Annotated in this window: 15 protein-coding genes and 1 tRNA gene; 11 read left to right on the top strand and 5 right to left on the bottom strand. The window is 63.9% G+C overall.

Annotation, left to right across the window (positions count from 1 at the left end; translation table 11 throughout):
- Nucleotides 1–393 precede the first annotated feature (393 nt).
- Both AX703_RS12340 and AX703_RS12335 read right to left on the bottom strand, forming a co-directional pair.
- Nucleotides 394–1,629, bottom strand: a complete 1,236-nt coding sequence (locus AX703_RS12340; RefSeq protein WP_062344402.1) for an integrase arm-type DNA-binding domain-containing protein — start codon at nt 1,627–1,629, stop codon at nt 394–396.
- A gap of 200 nt (nt 1,630–1,829) precedes the next feature.
- Nucleotides 1,830–1,903 (bottom strand) — tRNA-Gly (locus tag AX703_RS12335).
- Between the two features lie 167 nt (nt 1,904–2,070).
- Between AX703_RS12335 and AX703_RS12330 the strand changes: the two genes are divergently transcribed.
- The gene (locus AX703_RS12330) at nt 2,071–2,361 is read left to right on the top strand and encodes a DUF2218 domain-containing protein (RefSeq protein ID WP_062344399.1); all 291 of its coding nucleotides are present in this window, start codon (nt 2,071–2,073) and stop codon (nt 2,359–2,361) included.
- Nucleotides 2,362–2,432: 71 nt separating this feature from the next.
- On the opposite strand, the gene AX703_RS12325 is transcribed toward AX703_RS12330, so the two are convergent.
- The gene (locus tag AX703_RS12325; RefSeq protein ID WP_062344397.1) at nt 2,433–3,341 is read right to left on the bottom strand and encodes an SDR family NAD(P)-dependent oxidoreductase; all 909 of its coding nucleotides are present in this window, start codon (nt 3,339–3,341) and stop codon (nt 2,433–2,435) included.
- A 176-nt stretch (nt 3,342–3,517) separates the two neighbouring features.
- On the opposite strand from AX703_RS12325, the gene AX703_RS12320 reads away from it, so the two are divergent.
- From AX703_RS12320 to AX703_RS12295, 6 genes are all read left to right on the top strand, one after another.
- A complete protein-coding gene (locus tag AX703_RS12320) occupies nt 3,518–4,288 on the top strand; it encodes an SDR family NAD(P)-dependent oxidoreductase (protein ID WP_062344395.1) in 771 nt (256 codons plus the stop codon).
- Nucleotides 4,281–4,820, top strand: coding sequence for a nuclear transport factor 2 family protein (locus tag AX703_RS12315; RefSeq protein WP_062344393.1), 540 nt, complete (start codon nt 4,281–4,283; stop codon nt 4,818–4,820). The genes AX703_RS12320 and AX703_RS12315 overlap by 8 nt, the downstream gene beginning before the upstream one ends.
- Nucleotides 4,821–4,925: 105 nt before the next feature.
- Nucleotides 4,926–6,404 (top strand): NAD(P)/FAD-dependent oxidoreductase, encoded by a 1,479-nt coding sequence (locus tag AX703_RS12310; RefSeq protein WP_062344392.1) that lies wholly within the window; start codon nt 4,926–4,928, stop codon nt 6,402–6,404.
- A 4-nt stretch (nt 6,405–6,408) separates the two neighbouring features.
- Nucleotides 6,409–6,987, top strand: a complete 579-nt coding sequence (folE, locus tag AX703_RS12305; RefSeq protein WP_062344390.1) for a GTP cyclohydrolase I FolE — start codon at nt 6,409–6,411, stop codon at nt 6,985–6,987.
- A 63-nt stretch (nt 6,988–7,050) separates the two neighbouring features.
- Nucleotides 7,051–7,341, top strand: a complete 291-nt coding sequence (locus tag AX703_RS12300; RefSeq protein ID WP_039335732.1) for a type II toxin-antitoxin system Phd/YefM family antitoxin — start codon at nt 7,051–7,053, stop codon at nt 7,339–7,341.
- Nucleotides 7,338–7,685: a type II toxin-antitoxin system RelE/ParE family toxin gene (locus AX703_RS12295; RefSeq protein WP_062344388.1), complete on the top strand. Its 348-nt coding sequence runs from the start codon at nt 7,338–7,340 to the stop codon at nt 7,683–7,685. The genes AX703_RS12300 and AX703_RS12295 overlap by 4 nt, the downstream gene beginning before the upstream one ends.
- 7 nt (nt 7,686–7,692) lie before the next feature.
- Here AX703_RS12295 and AX703_RS12290 read toward each other — a convergent pair whose 3' ends face one another.
- Entirely contained in the window at nt 7,693–8,988 is a 1,296-nt protein-coding gene (locus AX703_RS12290) for an MFS transporter (RefSeq protein ID WP_062344386.1), read from the bottom strand.
- Between the two features lie 5 nt (nt 8,989–8,993).
- Entirely contained in the window at nt 8,994–9,752 is a 759-nt protein-coding gene (locus tag AX703_RS12285) for an SDR family NAD(P)-dependent oxidoreductase (RefSeq protein ID WP_062344384.1), read from the bottom strand.
- Between the two features lie 324 nt (nt 9,753–10,076).
- On the opposite strand from AX703_RS12285, the gene AX703_RS12280 reads away from it, so the two are divergent.
- From AX703_RS12280 to AX703_RS12265, 4 genes are all read left to right on the top strand, one after another.
- Nucleotides 10,077–12,632 carry a TonB-dependent receptor gene (locus tag AX703_RS12280; protein ID WP_062344383.1) on the top strand — a complete coding sequence of 852 codons (2,556 nt, stop codon included), beginning with the start codon at nt 10,077–10,079 and terminating at the stop codon, nt 12,630–12,632.
- Between the two features lie 187 nt (nt 12,633–12,819).
- Nucleotides 12,820–13,323, top strand: a complete 504-nt coding sequence (locus AX703_RS12275) for a nuclear transport factor 2 family protein (protein ID WP_062344380.1) — start codon at nt 12,820–12,822, stop codon at nt 13,321–13,323.
- Nucleotides 13,324–13,346: 23 nt separating this feature from the next.
- Nucleotides 13,347–14,105, top strand: coding sequence for a glucose 1-dehydrogenase (locus AX703_RS12270; RefSeq protein ID WP_039335726.1), 759 nt, complete (start codon nt 13,347–13,349; stop codon nt 14,103–14,105).
- Nucleotides 14,106–14,182: 77 nt separating this feature from the next.
- A partial coding sequence (locus AX703_RS12265; RefSeq protein WP_197423703.1) for a GMC family oxidoreductase N-terminal domain-containing protein occupies nt 14,183–14,604 on the top strand: 422 nt, incomplete at its 3' end.

The following is a 14,604-nucleotide window of genomic DNA, read 5'->3' as shown; positions in this document are numbered from 1 at the left end:
GAACAATACTACGCTACGGCACCCCAAGCGACTCTCCCGCGGAGCGGGTTCGTGCGTTGGTCGGAAACAGACGAGCTCATGTGCCGCATGGCTAACGCTTCGCCGGGACTCACTTTCATTTCCTTGGGCACAATTCAAAGGAGACGTGGAAACCCATTCGGTAGCTGGTTTACAAGCACACCGTACGCAGCGAGCTGCCAGCCCTAACCCAATAGATTAAAAGCAGAAAACTCGGAATCAGGCACTCGTGTTGAAACAATTTGACGGCGATTTGCACTTCACTGCGCAATTTAGCCGGGTGCTGAGGTCAAAGTTTCCTTCGTAAATACCGCTACTTACGTTGAAGTACGGCGTCGCAAATTGCAATTTGATGCTGGTGGCAGGCGCGGACCCTCACGAGTGGACCTTCCCGAACTCTGGACGCAATATTTGGGCCCCTGCACGAAGCTGGTCGAGGTAATCGCTCCACCATTGCGCCATAGCTACTCGCTCCTTCCAATGCGCGCCGCGATGGTACGCCGCACGGACCTTGTCGCTGTCGCCGTGGGCTAGCGCGCGCTCAATCGCGTCGGGGTGCCACTTGCCGCTTTCGTTTAGCAAGGTCGAGGCCATGGCGCGGAAACCATGCGCGGTCATTTCATTGGTCGCATAGCCGAGACGGCGCAAGCCGGCGTTGATCGTGTTGTCGCTCATTGGACGCTTGCGCGAGCGGATCGATGGGAAGACGAAGCCATCGGGCCCGGTCAGCGTGCGGGTGTCTTCCAAGAGCGATATGGCCTGTCGAGAGAGCGGAACAAGGTGATCCTTGCGCATCTTGGTCTTGCTTGCCGGAATGGTCCACAGCGCACCTTTCAGATCAAATTCGGCCCATTCGGCATGGCGCAACTCCCCAGGCCTGACGAACACGTGTGGGGCTAATTGCATCGCAAGCTTGGTGATCGGCTGTCCCTCGTAACCGTCGATGGCGCGCAGCAGCTCGCCCACTCGAACAGGATCTATAATTGCCCCGTAATGGGTGACTGTGGGGGCCGTCAGCCCTCCACGGAGGTCGCGGGTCGGGTCGGAAGAAAGGCGGGCCGTTGCCACCGCGTAGCGGAACACCGCGCTCGCCAGCTGAAGCGTGCGGCGGGCGCTTTCCAGCTTCCCTTTTCCTTCAATCTTGCGGACCGCCGACAGCACGTCGACGGGTTCGATATCGGCTATGGGCAGCTTACCGATTGACCCTTTGAGCAGCGAAAGAAGATACTCGCTTCGGGTCGCTGTGGCCGGTGCCCAAGCCTTCTGGCCGTCACGTCTGCGCTTTTCACAAAACTCAGCGGCGATTGCAGCGAAAGTGGTTTCCGCCTGGATGTGCGCTTGCACCTTCTTGCGCTTCTTTTCCCGCGACGGGTCCTTGCCGGAGGATAGCAGCTCGCGGGCGTCATCCCGTCTGCGCCGCGCTTCGGCTAGCCCCACCTCCGGGTAGCTTCCAATAGAGAGCTTCTTCTCTTTCCCATCGACACGATACTTCAGTCGCCACAGCTTTCCGCCGGCGGGCTGCACCAGCAGGAACAGGCCGAGAGAATCGCCCAGTTTGTAAGGCTTTGACCGGGGCTTGGCGTTTCTGATCGCAACATCTGTCAGCGGCATCGTCCCTGGCCCTTTCCCAGCGCGTGGCCCCCAGCTGGGGGCCAATCGAATTGCCCGGAAAGCTCTGGCCCCCGAAGTGGCCCCCAAAGGAGCCGGATGCAGGGGGAAACATAGAGATGAGTCCGGACAGTCGAGGGCGAAAAACCCTCTGTTTTCCGCGAGTTTTATAGACCTATTGGGACAGATATGGAAGGGAGGGCTGGAGCGGGTAGCGGGAATCGAACCCGCATAGCCAGCTTGGAAGGCTGGAGCTTTACCACTAAGCTATACCCGCTCGGGCCAGCAGGCCTCATTGGCCTCGTGGTGCAGGCAGCGCGCTTGCCACGGACTTGGCGATCTAGTCAACCTTGGATGAAGCATGAATTCGCGTCGGCAGTTGACATGATGTGATTACGATATATCTTAGATGCATTGAAAACAGTCTTTAGAAGCGAGTGATCCATGACCTCCAGCCGCGCCACAGTCCCGACCGCAAACGCCAGCCGCTACTTGCAGCAGCTCTGCAAGCATTGGGGCCACAAGTTCGAGGTGTCCTTTGATCCCCATGAGGGTAGGGTTGCCCTTCCGTTCGGACCAGTCGATCTCAAGGCCCACGACTCAGCCCTTGAAGTCACGTGCACCATCGACGGCGAAGGCGATCTTTCGCGAATGCAGCAGGTTGTCGCCGATCATCTCAATCGTTTTGCGCACCGCGAAGGCGCACTGGCATTCGACTGGCAGCCGCTGAACTGAAAGCTTCACGGCGCGAACACCCCCGTCTTCCTTTTCACGAAAGCGGGGGCATCGACGTTGGTGCTGTCAGATCACTCCTGCTTCTCCATGAACACCCGCGCGCGATCGGCTGCCCAGTTCTGCAAGGCTTCGGTGCGCAGGCGGGCGCCTTCCGGGTCGGCTTCGAGGGGGAGGACCGATTCGACGATCCGATCGAAGTGGGTTCGCAGGCCGTCCCTGGCTTCGGGGTAGGGGATCACGTAGAGCTGGTTGGCTTCAATCGCGCGCTTGACGTGCTCGGCGAGTTCGACCGGGTCCATGCCGTGCTGGTGGATCGAGTGGAGCGAGGCGATGGAGTCCTCGTTTTCGACGTAGCCGCTCTGGCCGAACTGCGCGGGGCGCAGGCGGCTGGCTTCGGCGATGTTGGACTTGATGTTGGCCGGGCATAGAACTGAAACGCCGATGCCGTGCTTTTCAAGGCCGAGGCGGTAGCTTTCCATCAGGTTCACCACCGCAGCCTTGGCCGCCGAATAGGGTGCCGCCAGCGCGCTGCCCATCAGGCCGCCGAGGGACGAGGTGGTGACGATGTGACCGGGCTTGCCGCTTTTGATCATGCGGGGCACGAACGTGACCATGCCGTTGATTACGCCCCCAAGATTGACGCCGATGATCCAGTCGAAATCGTCGTAGCTGGTGTTCTCTACCGGGCCGAAGCTGTTGACCCCGGCGGTGTTGAACAGCAGCGTGGGTGCGGCGCCGAACACGGCTTCGACTTCGTCAGCGGCACGGGCGTAGGCAGCGCGGTCCATGATGTCGAGCACGAGGCCGTGGGCGGTGATGCCCTCTGCGCGCAATGCGGCGAGCGCCTGATCGATGGCCTCGGCCCGGATATCCGCGATCACGACCTTTGCGCCGGCACGGCCGAAGACCTGCGCCTGCCCCAGCCCTGCGCCAGAAGCGCCGCCGGTGATGAACGCGATCTGATCGTTGAAGTCTTGCACCTTTGCGGCTCCTCTGCCCGATATTGTTAGTGTTACTTACAAAAGTCGCGTGACCAGGGCAAGCGCTGGCGATAATCCGGCCATATTGCGCATGATTGACCTCACATCCGATAAGGTGCACCAAATGCGTAACATAAACTGACAAGTTCAGCGCGAAGCGAAAAACGGGAGATAGTATGGGCGAGATTTTTCCGGCCGGTGCAACGATCGTATTCGGCGGCAGTGGCGGCATCGGCCGGGGCGTGGCGCTGGAGTTCGCGCGCGAGGGCAGCGACGTGGCGGTGGTCTATCGCTCGAAGGAGGATGTGGCCCGCGCGGTGGCCGACGAGATCGCTGCGCTGGAGCGCAAGGCCACGATTCACCGCGCCGACGTGCGCGACCGCGCGCAGGTGCAGGCGGCGCTGGCGGGCGCGGTCGAACAGCATGGCCGGGTGCATACCGTGGTGTGGGGGGCAGGGCCGGTGGTGCCGCAAGTGGCGATTGCCGACTGGACAGAGGAAATGTTCCGCACCTCGATGGAGATCGAGGCGTTCGGCTTCAACAATGCCGTCCACGCCGCGCTGCCGCACATGCGCGCAAGCGGCGGGGGAAGCTTCGTCCATCTCGGCTCTGCCGGGCACGATTGGTGGCCGAAGCTCGATGGCCTGTCGGTAGCGCCCAAGGCCTGCAACGAGGCGCTGATCAAGGGCATCGCCAAGGAGGAGGGCCACAACGAGATCCGCGCCAATTCGATTCTCGTGGGCGTGATCGATGCCGGGCAGTTCAAGATCGGGCAGGAGGCGGGCACATTCACGCCGGAATGGGAAGCCGCGGTCAAGGCGATGCTGCCGCTGAAGCGCTGGGGCACGCCGCAGGACATCGGGCAGGCTGCGGTCTACTTCGCATCGTCGCGCGGGAATTACGTCACCGGGCAGACCATTTCGGTCGGCGGGGGCTTCGGTGTCTGAGCTGGCACCGCACCCGATCAGCCTTGACGAACTGATGGCGCGCGAGGCGCTGCGCCATCTCGTCACCGCCTATGGCCACTGCATCGACCGGCGCGACTGGGATCTGCTGCGCAGCCTATACCATGACGACGCGGTGGACGATCACACGCCCTATTACTGCGGGCCCGTGGATGGCTACATCGCGTGGCTGCCGGGCATGATGGCGAGCTGGCGGGCGACGATGCACACGGCGCTCTCGGCGCTGTTCGTGGTGGACGGCACGCGCGCCCAGGGCGAAATCACGGCGCGGGCGTGGCACCTGACGCTGGATGGCGAGCGGCAGTTCGTAGCCTGGGGGCGCTATGCCGATCATTACGAGCAGCGCGACGGGGTGTGGCGCTTTGCCCGGCGCTCGTTCATCCTCGATCATGCCGAGGACCTGCCCGCCGCGCAGGGCGACGATTTCGGCAGTGGCGGCGTCGGCACCGGGCGGGCCGGGGCGGACGATCCGGTCCATGCGCGGCTTTCGTTGTTTGCGCGGACGGATGCGTAATCAGCAGTTGGTTTCGATACGCATAATACGTTCGGGTGATGACGCCGGCGCGGGGGTGAGCGATCTGGCCGGTACTGAACAGGCACTCACGAGAATGGGAAAAGAATGACGGAGACGGGTGGGAAGGCGCGGTTGCGCTATGCGGTGATTGGTGCGGGAATGTCGGGCGTGATGGCGGCAATCAAGCTGCTGCAGCGCGGCGATTCCGACTTCGCAGTGTTCGAGAAAGGCGCGGAACTGGGCGGGACATGGCGCGATAACCGTTACCCGGGCCTGACCTGCGACACACCGTCGCACGCCTACAGCTACAGCTTTGCCCTGAACCCCGACTGGAGCGCCTACTACGCCACCGGGCCGGAAATCCACGCCTACTTCAAGGGCGTGGCCGAACGCTTCGGGGTGGTGCCCTACATCCGCTTCAACAGCGAAGTCACCTCGTGCACTTTCGACGATGCGACGAGGACATGGACCCTCGGCATCGTCGATGGCTCGACCTACGAGGCAGACGTGGTGATCGTTGCCACGGGCGTGCTGCACCATCCGAAGATGCCGGACCTGCCGGGGCTCGATACGTTCAAGGGCAAGGCGTTCCATTCGGCGCGCTGGGATGACAGCGCCGTGCTCGACGGCGCGCGCGTCGGCGTGATCGGTTGCGGGTCGACCGGGATCCAGATCGTCAACGCGCTGAGCAGCCGTGCGGCGAAGCTGGTGCACTTCCAGCGTTCGCCGCAGTGGATCATGCCGGTGGTCCAGTTCGAATATACCGCCGAACAGCGCGCCGCCTTTGCCGCCGATCCTTCGCTGATCGAGGCGATCCGCAATGACCCGCAATACTGGGAGGCGGTCTATCGCTTCACCGAAGGCGTGACCGACTTCACCAGCCCGCAGATGCACGAGATCGAGGAGCTGTGCCGCCAGAACCTGGAGCAGAGCGTGCGCGATCCGGAATTGCGCGAAAAGCTGCGGCCCGATTATCACGCCGCGTGCAAGCGCCTGATCTATTCGTGGGAGTACTACGAGTGCGTACAGCGCCCCGGCGTTTCCGTCGAAGTGGGTGCGATCGAGCGGATCGTGCCGGAGGGCGTGCTGATGAAGGACGGCACCTTGCACGAACTTGACGTGCTGGTGCTGGCAACCGGCTTCCGCGCCGACAGCTTCATCCGCCCGGCGGTGGTGACCGGGCGCGGCGGGCGCTCGCTCGACGAATTCTGGGCGACGCGGCCGACTGCGCACTATGCGATCGCGATGCCCGATTTCCCGAACTTCTTCATGCTCAACGGCCCCGGCGCGCCGGTCGGCAACTTCCCGCTGATCGACATCGCCGAGCGGCAGTGGGAATACATCGAGCAACTGCTCGAACCGGTGCGGCGGGGCGAAGCGCGTACGGTGGAACCGCTGGAACCGGCCTATCAGGCTTACGAGGCGCGGCGCATCGCGGCGGCGAAAAAGACGATCTTCGGATCGGGCTGCACCAGCTGGTATCTCGACAAGACCGGCATTCCCGCGACCTGGCCGTGGGGCTATCACGACTTCGCCAATGCCATGGCCAAGCCGGTGGCCGAAGAGTTCGCGTTCGCGGCCTGACCCAATGGAGACGACCAAGCCGGAGGTGCCTGCCGAGGTCGAGCAGGCGATTGCCACGCTGATCCGCTGGGCGGGGGACGACCCCGCCCGAGAAGGCCTGCTCGATACGCCCCGGCGCGTGGCGCGGGCGTGGCGGGAGTATTGCCAGGGCTATGCCGAGGACCCGGCCGCGCACCTTTCACGCCAGTTCGAGGAAGTGGGCGGGTACAACGAGCTGGTGCTGCTCAAGGACATCCCGTTCCAGAGCCACTGCGAGCACCACATGGCTCCGATCATCGGCAAGGCCGCCATTGCCTATCTGCCGCGCGACAAGGTGGTGGGCATCTCGAAGCTCGCCCGCGTGCTCCATGCCTATGCGCGGCGGCTGCAGATCCAGGAGCGGCTGACCGCACAAGTGGCGCAGTGCATCTGGGACAACCTGCGTCCGCACGGCGTGGCTGTCGTGATCGAGGCGCAGCACGGCTGCATGACCGGGCGCGGCGTGCGCACGCCGGGCGTGGGCATGGTGACGAGCCGGATGATGGGCACGTTCCTCGAGGACAACCGCAGCCGCAAGGAAGTGCTGAGCCTGATGGGCTATTGAGGGCGGCTTGCTGGTCATCCATATTCGGACTACATTCGGTCCGAATATGGATGGAGCCGCGTCATGGGCCTTGAAAGCCGCATCAAGCCGATCAGCTACCTGAAAGCCAACGCCGCCGAAGTGCTGCGCGAACTGAATGAAGGCGCCGAGCCGCTGGTCATAACCCAGAATGGCGAGGCCAAGGCCGTGCTGCAGGATGCGGCAAGCTATTACCAGATGCAGGAGACAATGGCGCTGCTCAAGCTGCTGGCGCTGGCGAAGGAGAATATCGCGGCGGGGAAGGTCAAGACCGTCGAGGGACTGGCCGACCGTATCCGCGCCCGTGCCGCTGAAGAAACCCGCTTTGTCGAATGACGGGGACCTATCGCGTCGAAATTGAAGACGAGGCGGAAAACGATCTGTTCGAAATCTATCGGCGCCGCCTTGCGCAGCGCGGACCCGATGGGCCAGACGGCGCCGAGGCGCTGCTGGATTCGATGATGCAACTGATCGACAGCCTTGCCCAATATCCTGAGCGCGGTCCGGTGCCGGTGGAATTACTGGAACTGCGCGGAAGTCCGTGGCGGCAGGTTTCACATCCGCCATATCGCATCATCTACGAGTTGGGGGACGGAGTGGTGACGATCGCGCTGGTCGCAGATGCGCGACGAGACTTCTCGACCCTGTTCCAACGCCGCCTGCTCGCCTTGAAGCGCTGAGCCACCGCTAACCCGCCAGCGCGGCCTTGTCGCGTTCGAACGAGCGCATTGCGCGCAGGGCGGCCCAGACGCCGATGTAACCGGTGGGGATGGCGACCGACAGGCCAATGCGCAGGCCATGAGGACCGGCTCCCGCGATCCAGTCCGAAAGTTGTCCGGCCAGAACCGGGCCGAGCACGTTGGCGAACATGCTGGAGATCAGCAGGACCAATGCGGTGCCGGTGGCGCGGTGGCTGTTGGGCAGGATGTACTGCAGGCCGGCAAGCACGCCGACCGACCAACCGCCGCCGAGCAGGCCCGAAGGCACCGCGAGCAGCCGGGCCACGGTCAGGCTGTCGCTCCAGGTGACGAGCAGGATGGTGGTGGTTGCGCCGCCGAGCGCCAGCGCGGTCAGGCGGAGCTGAACGGTGGCATCGCCCTTGCCGAGCTTGTCGGAGAGAAAGCCGAAGCCGAGCACGCCCAACAGGCCGGGCAGCCCGAACGACAGAGCGAAGGTGGCGCCCGCGGCTTGCGTCGAGAGACCATAGGCGCGCTCGAACAGGGCGGGGCCCCACATGCCGAAGGTCACGCCCGAAAGCGAACCCAGCGCCATCACCGTGGCCAGCAGCATGACCGACGGCGTCCCGACCAGCAGGCGCATCGTCTGCTTGAGCGGGAGCACGGGCGTGGCGACGTCAATGACCTCGCGCGCGGGTTCGCGCACGATCAGCCATGTCGCCAAGGCGATGACGATGCCGATCATGCCCAGTGCGTGGAAGGCGGTCTGCCAGGTCGAGGCGGCGGCGATGGCGGGGCCGCCGGCAAGGCCAGCCATCTGGCCGACATAGATCGCGGTCCCGAGCAGGGCGAAGGCGCGGCCCCGTTCGTTGGCGGGGAAATAGGCGGCGATCAGGGCGGCGGCAGGGGCCTGGTAAGCGGCCTCGCCGATGCCGACGCCGACGCGGGCCAGCGCCAGCATTTCGGCGCTGGTGGCGAGCCCTGACAGCAGGGTGAAGAAGCTCCAGAAGCCGCAGCCCAAGGCAATGATCATCACGCGCGAGCGGCGATCGGCGGCGCGCGCGATCGGCAGGGTGAACAGGCTGTAGAGCAGTGCGAAGGCCGGGCCCATCAGCGCGCCCATCACCGTATCGCTGATGCCGAAGTGCGCCTTGATCGGCTGGGCGAGGCCGGGGATCAGAAAGCGGTCGGCATAGTTGAGCACCGCGACCATGACCAGCAGCGTCAGCGCCAGCCAGCGGTTGGTCAGCGGCTTGCCACTGGTGGACAGGGTGGCGGCGGCGCCTGCCGGAATGGTCGCGGCCACGCGGCTCAATCCCGCATCTGCGCGCCGCCGTTGACGTGCCAGACCTGCCCATTGACCCAGGCGCCATCATCGGAGGCCAGGAATGTCACGGCGGCGGCGATGTCTTCGGGCTGGCCGAGGCGGACGTGCGGCACGGCGGCGAGGCCACGCTCGACATACTCGTCGGTAAGGTGCTGCCTGACCGCTTCCGTGAGGACGAGGCCGGGGCAGATCACGTTGGCGCGCACGCCCTTCTTGCCGAATTTGGCGGCAACGTGGCGGGCCAGCGCATGGATGGCGTTCTTGGTCATCGGATAGGCAACCTGCCACGGTGCGCCGCCCGATGCCGCGCCGGAGGAGGTGTAGATCATTGCGCCGCCGCCGCGTTCGAGCATCTTCGGCAGCGCCGTCTGCGTGGCGAGGAAGTGGCTCTTGGTGTTGATCGCGAAGCTGAGGTCGAGCACGTCCTCGGGGCAATCGAGGATGTCGTTGTCGCCCCCGGTGCCGCCCGCAAGGTTGGAATGGTAGAAGTCGAGGCCGCCATAGGTCTCTACCGCGCAGGCCACGATCGCGGCTTGTGAATCGGCCTTGGTGCCGTCAAGTTCGATGCCGGTGGCGGTGCCGCCGGTTGAGCGGATGTTTTCCGCCACTTCGCGGGCCCAGTCGCCCATGAGGTCACCGATGACGACGTGGGCGCCTTCTTCGGCGAGGCGCCGTGCGGTTGCAGCGCCAATGCCGCGCCCACCGCCGGCAACGATGCCGACTTTGCCCTTGAGGCCCTTCATTCCAGAATCTCCCGTATTGCCGATTTGCGGATCATAATGCCGCCAGAATTACGCAAACATGCATATCACCGGAATTATGATCGCGCAACGTGCGATATTCTTTGCTCTCATCTCCGCATAAAGCCAGTCTCGTGATTCGCGGCGTGCGCCGATGCGAGTGCTCTGGAGCGCATCGGCGTGCTGCATTTTTGCGGGAATCACCTGGTCCATATCCCGGACAAGTGGCGCATTTCTGCGATTCATGGCATGTTTGCGTATTTCGACTTGTCAATTTCTACGCATTGGCTATCTTCCGCGCCAACAACGGTTTGGAGGGGAGTAACAATGAAGGCCACCACTTGCGCAACGCTCGCCGTGCGGCTGATGCTTGGCGCCAGCCTGGCGTCGATGATGCTGGGATCTGCCGCCCATGCTGCGGATGAACCCGTGCAGGCCAGCGATGACCAGGGCCAGCTGGAGCAGATCGTCGTGACCGCGCAGAAGGTCGAGCAGAACCTGCAGGACGTGCCGCTGGCAATCAGCGCGATCAGCGCCGACAAGGTCGAGAAGCTGGGCATCCGCGATGCCAAGGACCTGTCCGGCCTCGCCCCCAACGTGACCATCGTGCAGGGCACGACCAACGCCAATGCCGCCGTCATCTCGATCCGCGGCATTCCCACGCCCGCGACCGAGACCTTTGGCCTCGACACCGCGAACGGCCTTTACGTCGACGGCGTGTTCATCGCCCGCTCGGGCGGCAGCGCGCTTGACGTGATCGACGTTGCCCGCGTCGAAGTGCTGCGCGGGCCGCAGGGCACGCTGTTCGGCCGCAACACCACCGGTGGCGGCATTGCCTTCATCTCGCGTGCGCCGTCGAAGGAATTCAAGCTTTCGGCTGAAGCCGGCTATGGCAACTACAACGCGTTCAACGCAAAGATCACGCTCGATCCCGGCGAGATCGCGGGCATCTCGACCAGCTTCACCTACAGCCACCGCCAGCGCAACGGCGTGGTCGACAACCTCAACGAGCCAAGCGATGCGCGTGATCCCGGTGCGCGCAAGGGCGATTCCTTCCGCATCGCCGCCAAGGCCGACATCGGCGGCACGGGCTCGATCCAGTACATCTTCGACTGGAGCAAGATCGACGCCTCGCCGATCAACTTCCAGCTGACCAATGTCGCCAGCGGCGCGGTGCGTCCGCCCGAAGTGGTCGGCGGCGTGCCGGTGGTGGTGACGCAGCAGGCGCCCGTCGCGCCGTTCCTGAACACGGTCAACTTCCTCGATCCGCGCTGCGCCGCTCTTGCCGCGCCGACGCGCGACTGGCGCCGCACGGTGTGCAACGACATCAACAGCCGTTCAACCGACAAGGCCTGGGGCCACAACGTGCAGGTCCAGAACGACTTCGGCGCGTTCCACCTGAAGTCCACCACCGGCTACCGCTTCTGGAACAACGACAGCGTGACCGACCTTGATGGCATCGGCGCGTTCACTGCGCCTCGCTTCACGCAGGCGTCGCTGTTCAACGGCATGCCGGCAAGTCTGCTGCAGTTCATCCCGTCGATCCCGGCAGCATTCCGTCCGTTCATCGCCGCATCGCCGGTACCGACCGTGCAGCAGAACCTGTTCGACACCAACAACAAGCGCCGCCACAAGCAGTTCAGCCAAGAGGTTGAAATCGGCAACGAGAGCGACAGCCTCGACTGGGTGCTCGGCGGCTTCTATTTCTGGGAAAAGGGTTCGGAGTACAACCCGCAGAACAGCGGCTTCGTGCTCGATACCAATTCGATCTTCCTCGGCAACTTCGGCCCGCTCGGCCCCTCGTTCGTCGCGGCCAATCCGGCGCGCTACCGTCTGGTGCAGACGCTTTCGGTGCTCGATTACACCGCGACGGCGGAAAGCACTGCGGTCTATGGGCAGGCGACGTTCTACCCCGGCGGCAAGGACAGCGGCCTGCGCCTGACGGCAGGCGGTCGCTATACCTGGGATACCAAGTCGATGGTGCGCCGCCAGAACGGCGCCGCCCCGCTTGCCACGCCCGAGCAGGGCCGCGCCAGCTACAGCAAGTTCACCTGGAACCTGATGCTGGGCTATGACGTGTCCGACCAGGTCAACCTCTATGCCCGCATCGCCACCGGCTATCGTTCGGGCGGGTTCAATGCGCAGGACCCGGCAGTGGCTGGCGTGCTGCCTTCGTTCAAGCCGGAGAACGTGACGTCCTATGAAGTGGGCCTGAAGTCGGAACTGTTCGACCGCAAGGTGCGCTTCAACCTTGCCGGATACTACAACGAGTACAAGGATCTGGCGATCGCCGTGCCGATCACCAACCTTGCTCCGGGCACTTTCGCCACCAAGGTAACGAACGCCGGCAAGGTCACCTACACCGGCGTCGAGGCGGAATTGACGGCGGTGCTGACCGACAACTTCACCTTCGAGGCGAACGCCGGTTACGTCGACATCAAGTATAAGGAGTTCCTCGCCGGGCTTCCGGTCGCCGCCAACCAGCCACTGGTCAACATCGCGGCCTATGCCACGCCGGGCTACACCTCGCCGTTCACCGCAAATGTCGCGATGAATGCGCAGTTTCCGCTGGGCGACAACGGCATGCGCCTGACCGGCCGGGTCAGCTATGCCTACGAAGACGGCAAGTACAGCTTCTCGAACGTGCTGTCCTCGCCGTTCAACGAAGTGCTGAAGGGCGACAATCGCAATATCGTCGACGCGCAGGTGGCGATCGATCGCATCCCCCTTGCCGGGAGCGAGGCGGCGGTGCGCTTCTGGGTCAAGAACCTGACCGACGAGCACAACCTCGTCCGCGCAATCGACTTCGGCCAGCTGGGCTATGGCGGCGGCTACTACGCCGATCCGCGCACCTATGGCGTGACGGTGGGCGTGAAGTTCTGATCTTTGGGGAGGATGGGCGCCGGTACTCCGGCAACCGTCTTCGGGTGGCCCCGCTTCTGCAAGTGCAGTGGCGGGGCTTTTCTGTTGTTACGCGTTCATATAACGAAAACGCACCTTCACAACGGAATGCGTATCCCTATAGCTAGTGACAAAGCGAATCATGCAAGGTTCGTGTGGGAGAGCCGTGATGACGATCAGCCTTGAAGACCTCGCCGCGCGGCTGACCGCGCTTGAGGACAAGGAAGCGATCCGCGCGCTGAAGGCGCGCTACCTGCGCGCCTGCGACCTCAAACAGGTCGAAGATGTGCGCGATTGCTTCGCCACCGGCAAGATCCGCATCGCCTATGAAAACTTTCCCGAGTTCGATGACCGCGATGCCTTTGTCGCGATCTATCAGCAGATGGCCTGCAACGGCGGCGTCTATGACATCCACCACGCCACCAACTGGCAGATCGATCTTGAAAGCGGCACGCGAGCGACGGGCAAGTGGTCGCTCAATTTCCGCACGATCCTGACCGGACCCCGCCAGGTCGTCCGCCTCGCGGTGGAATACGACGACGTTTACGAAAAGCGCGACGGGCGCTGGTGGATCGTCGAGACCGTCAGCCGCGTGACCTCGATGCTGACCGAACAGGTGGCTGAGGACGGCAGCGTGACGGTAATCGCGCTGGCCGAGCCGCCGGCAGCCTGAACCTTCGAAAGGGAAATCCAGACATGGCAATCAATTACGGCCTTGATGGCAAGGTGGCACTGGTCACGGGCGCAGGCGGCGGCATTGGCCGTGCGGCGGCAGAAGCATTCGCGCGTTCCGGCGCGAGCGTCATGGTCAGCGACGTGAACGAGGCAGGCGGTGCTGAAACGGTAACTTTGATCGAGGCTGCAGGCGGCAAGGCCGCGTTCGTGCGCTGCGACGTGAGCAACGCGGGCGAGGTCAAGGCGATGGTCGCGGCCACGGTCGCAACGTTCGGCGGGCTCGACTGTGCATTCAACAATGCCGGGATCAACCGCATCACCGACGACCAGTACGACGACGCGATCTGGGAGCGCGACATCGCGATCAACCTTTCCGGCGTGATGCGCTGCATGCGTGAGGAGGCGGCTTACATGCTGCAGAACGGCGGCGGCGCAATCGTCAACACCGCCTCGATCAACGGGCTGGTCGGCAATGGCGGACAGCCTGCCTATACCGCCGCCAAGCACGGCGTGGTCGGCCTTGCTCGCCATGGCGCGCTGCGCTGGGCCAAGGCCGGCATCCGCGTCAATGCGGTCTGCCCTGGCGTGATCGAAACGCCGATGACCGCGCCGCTGGTGCAGAACGCGGAAATGAAGGCGCTGATCGACGGGATGACGCCGATGGGCCGCATGGGACAGGCCAGTGAAATCGCCGAGGCGGTGGTGTGGCTGTGCTCGCCTGCGGCAAGCTTCGTCACCGGGCACGCGATGGTGGTAGACGGCGGCGCTACGGCGTTCTGACGCCTTGCATTTAACCGCCCGATTAATTACCCCTGTGTCAGTAACCGCGAGCAACGCGGAATCGGGACAGGTGGATGATGGCCGAAAGCGCTTTCGACTTTATCGTGATCGGTGCTGGCAGCGCGGGCTCGGTGCTCGCCGCGCGCCTTTCCGAAGATCCGCAGACGCGTGTGTTGCTGCTTGAGGCGGGCGGGCCCAACACGTCGGTGCTGGTGCGGATGCCGGCGGGCGTGGGCACGCTGATCAAGCAGAAGAGCAAGCACAACTGGGGTTTCTGGTCGGAACCGGAACCGCACATGGACAATCGCCGGATGTGGCATCCGCGTGGGCGCGGCCTCGGCGGCTCGTCGGCGATCAACGGCATGGTCTATGTCCGTGGCCACGCGCGCGATTATGACCAGTGGCGGCAGATGGGGCTGGAAGGCTGGTCCTGGGCCGATGTGCTGCCCTATTTCCGCAAGGCCGAGGACAATTGCGACGGGGCCGATGCCTTCCACGG

The organism is Novosphingobium sp. CCH12-A3 (genome assembly GCF_001556015.1).
Taxonomy (GTDB): domain Bacteria; phylum Pseudomonadota; class Alphaproteobacteria; order Sphingomonadales; family Sphingomonadaceae; genus Novosphingobium; species Novosphingobium subterraneum.
Note: the sequence above shows the minus strand (reverse complement) of the source record. Positions and strands in the feature narration are given on the sequence as shown.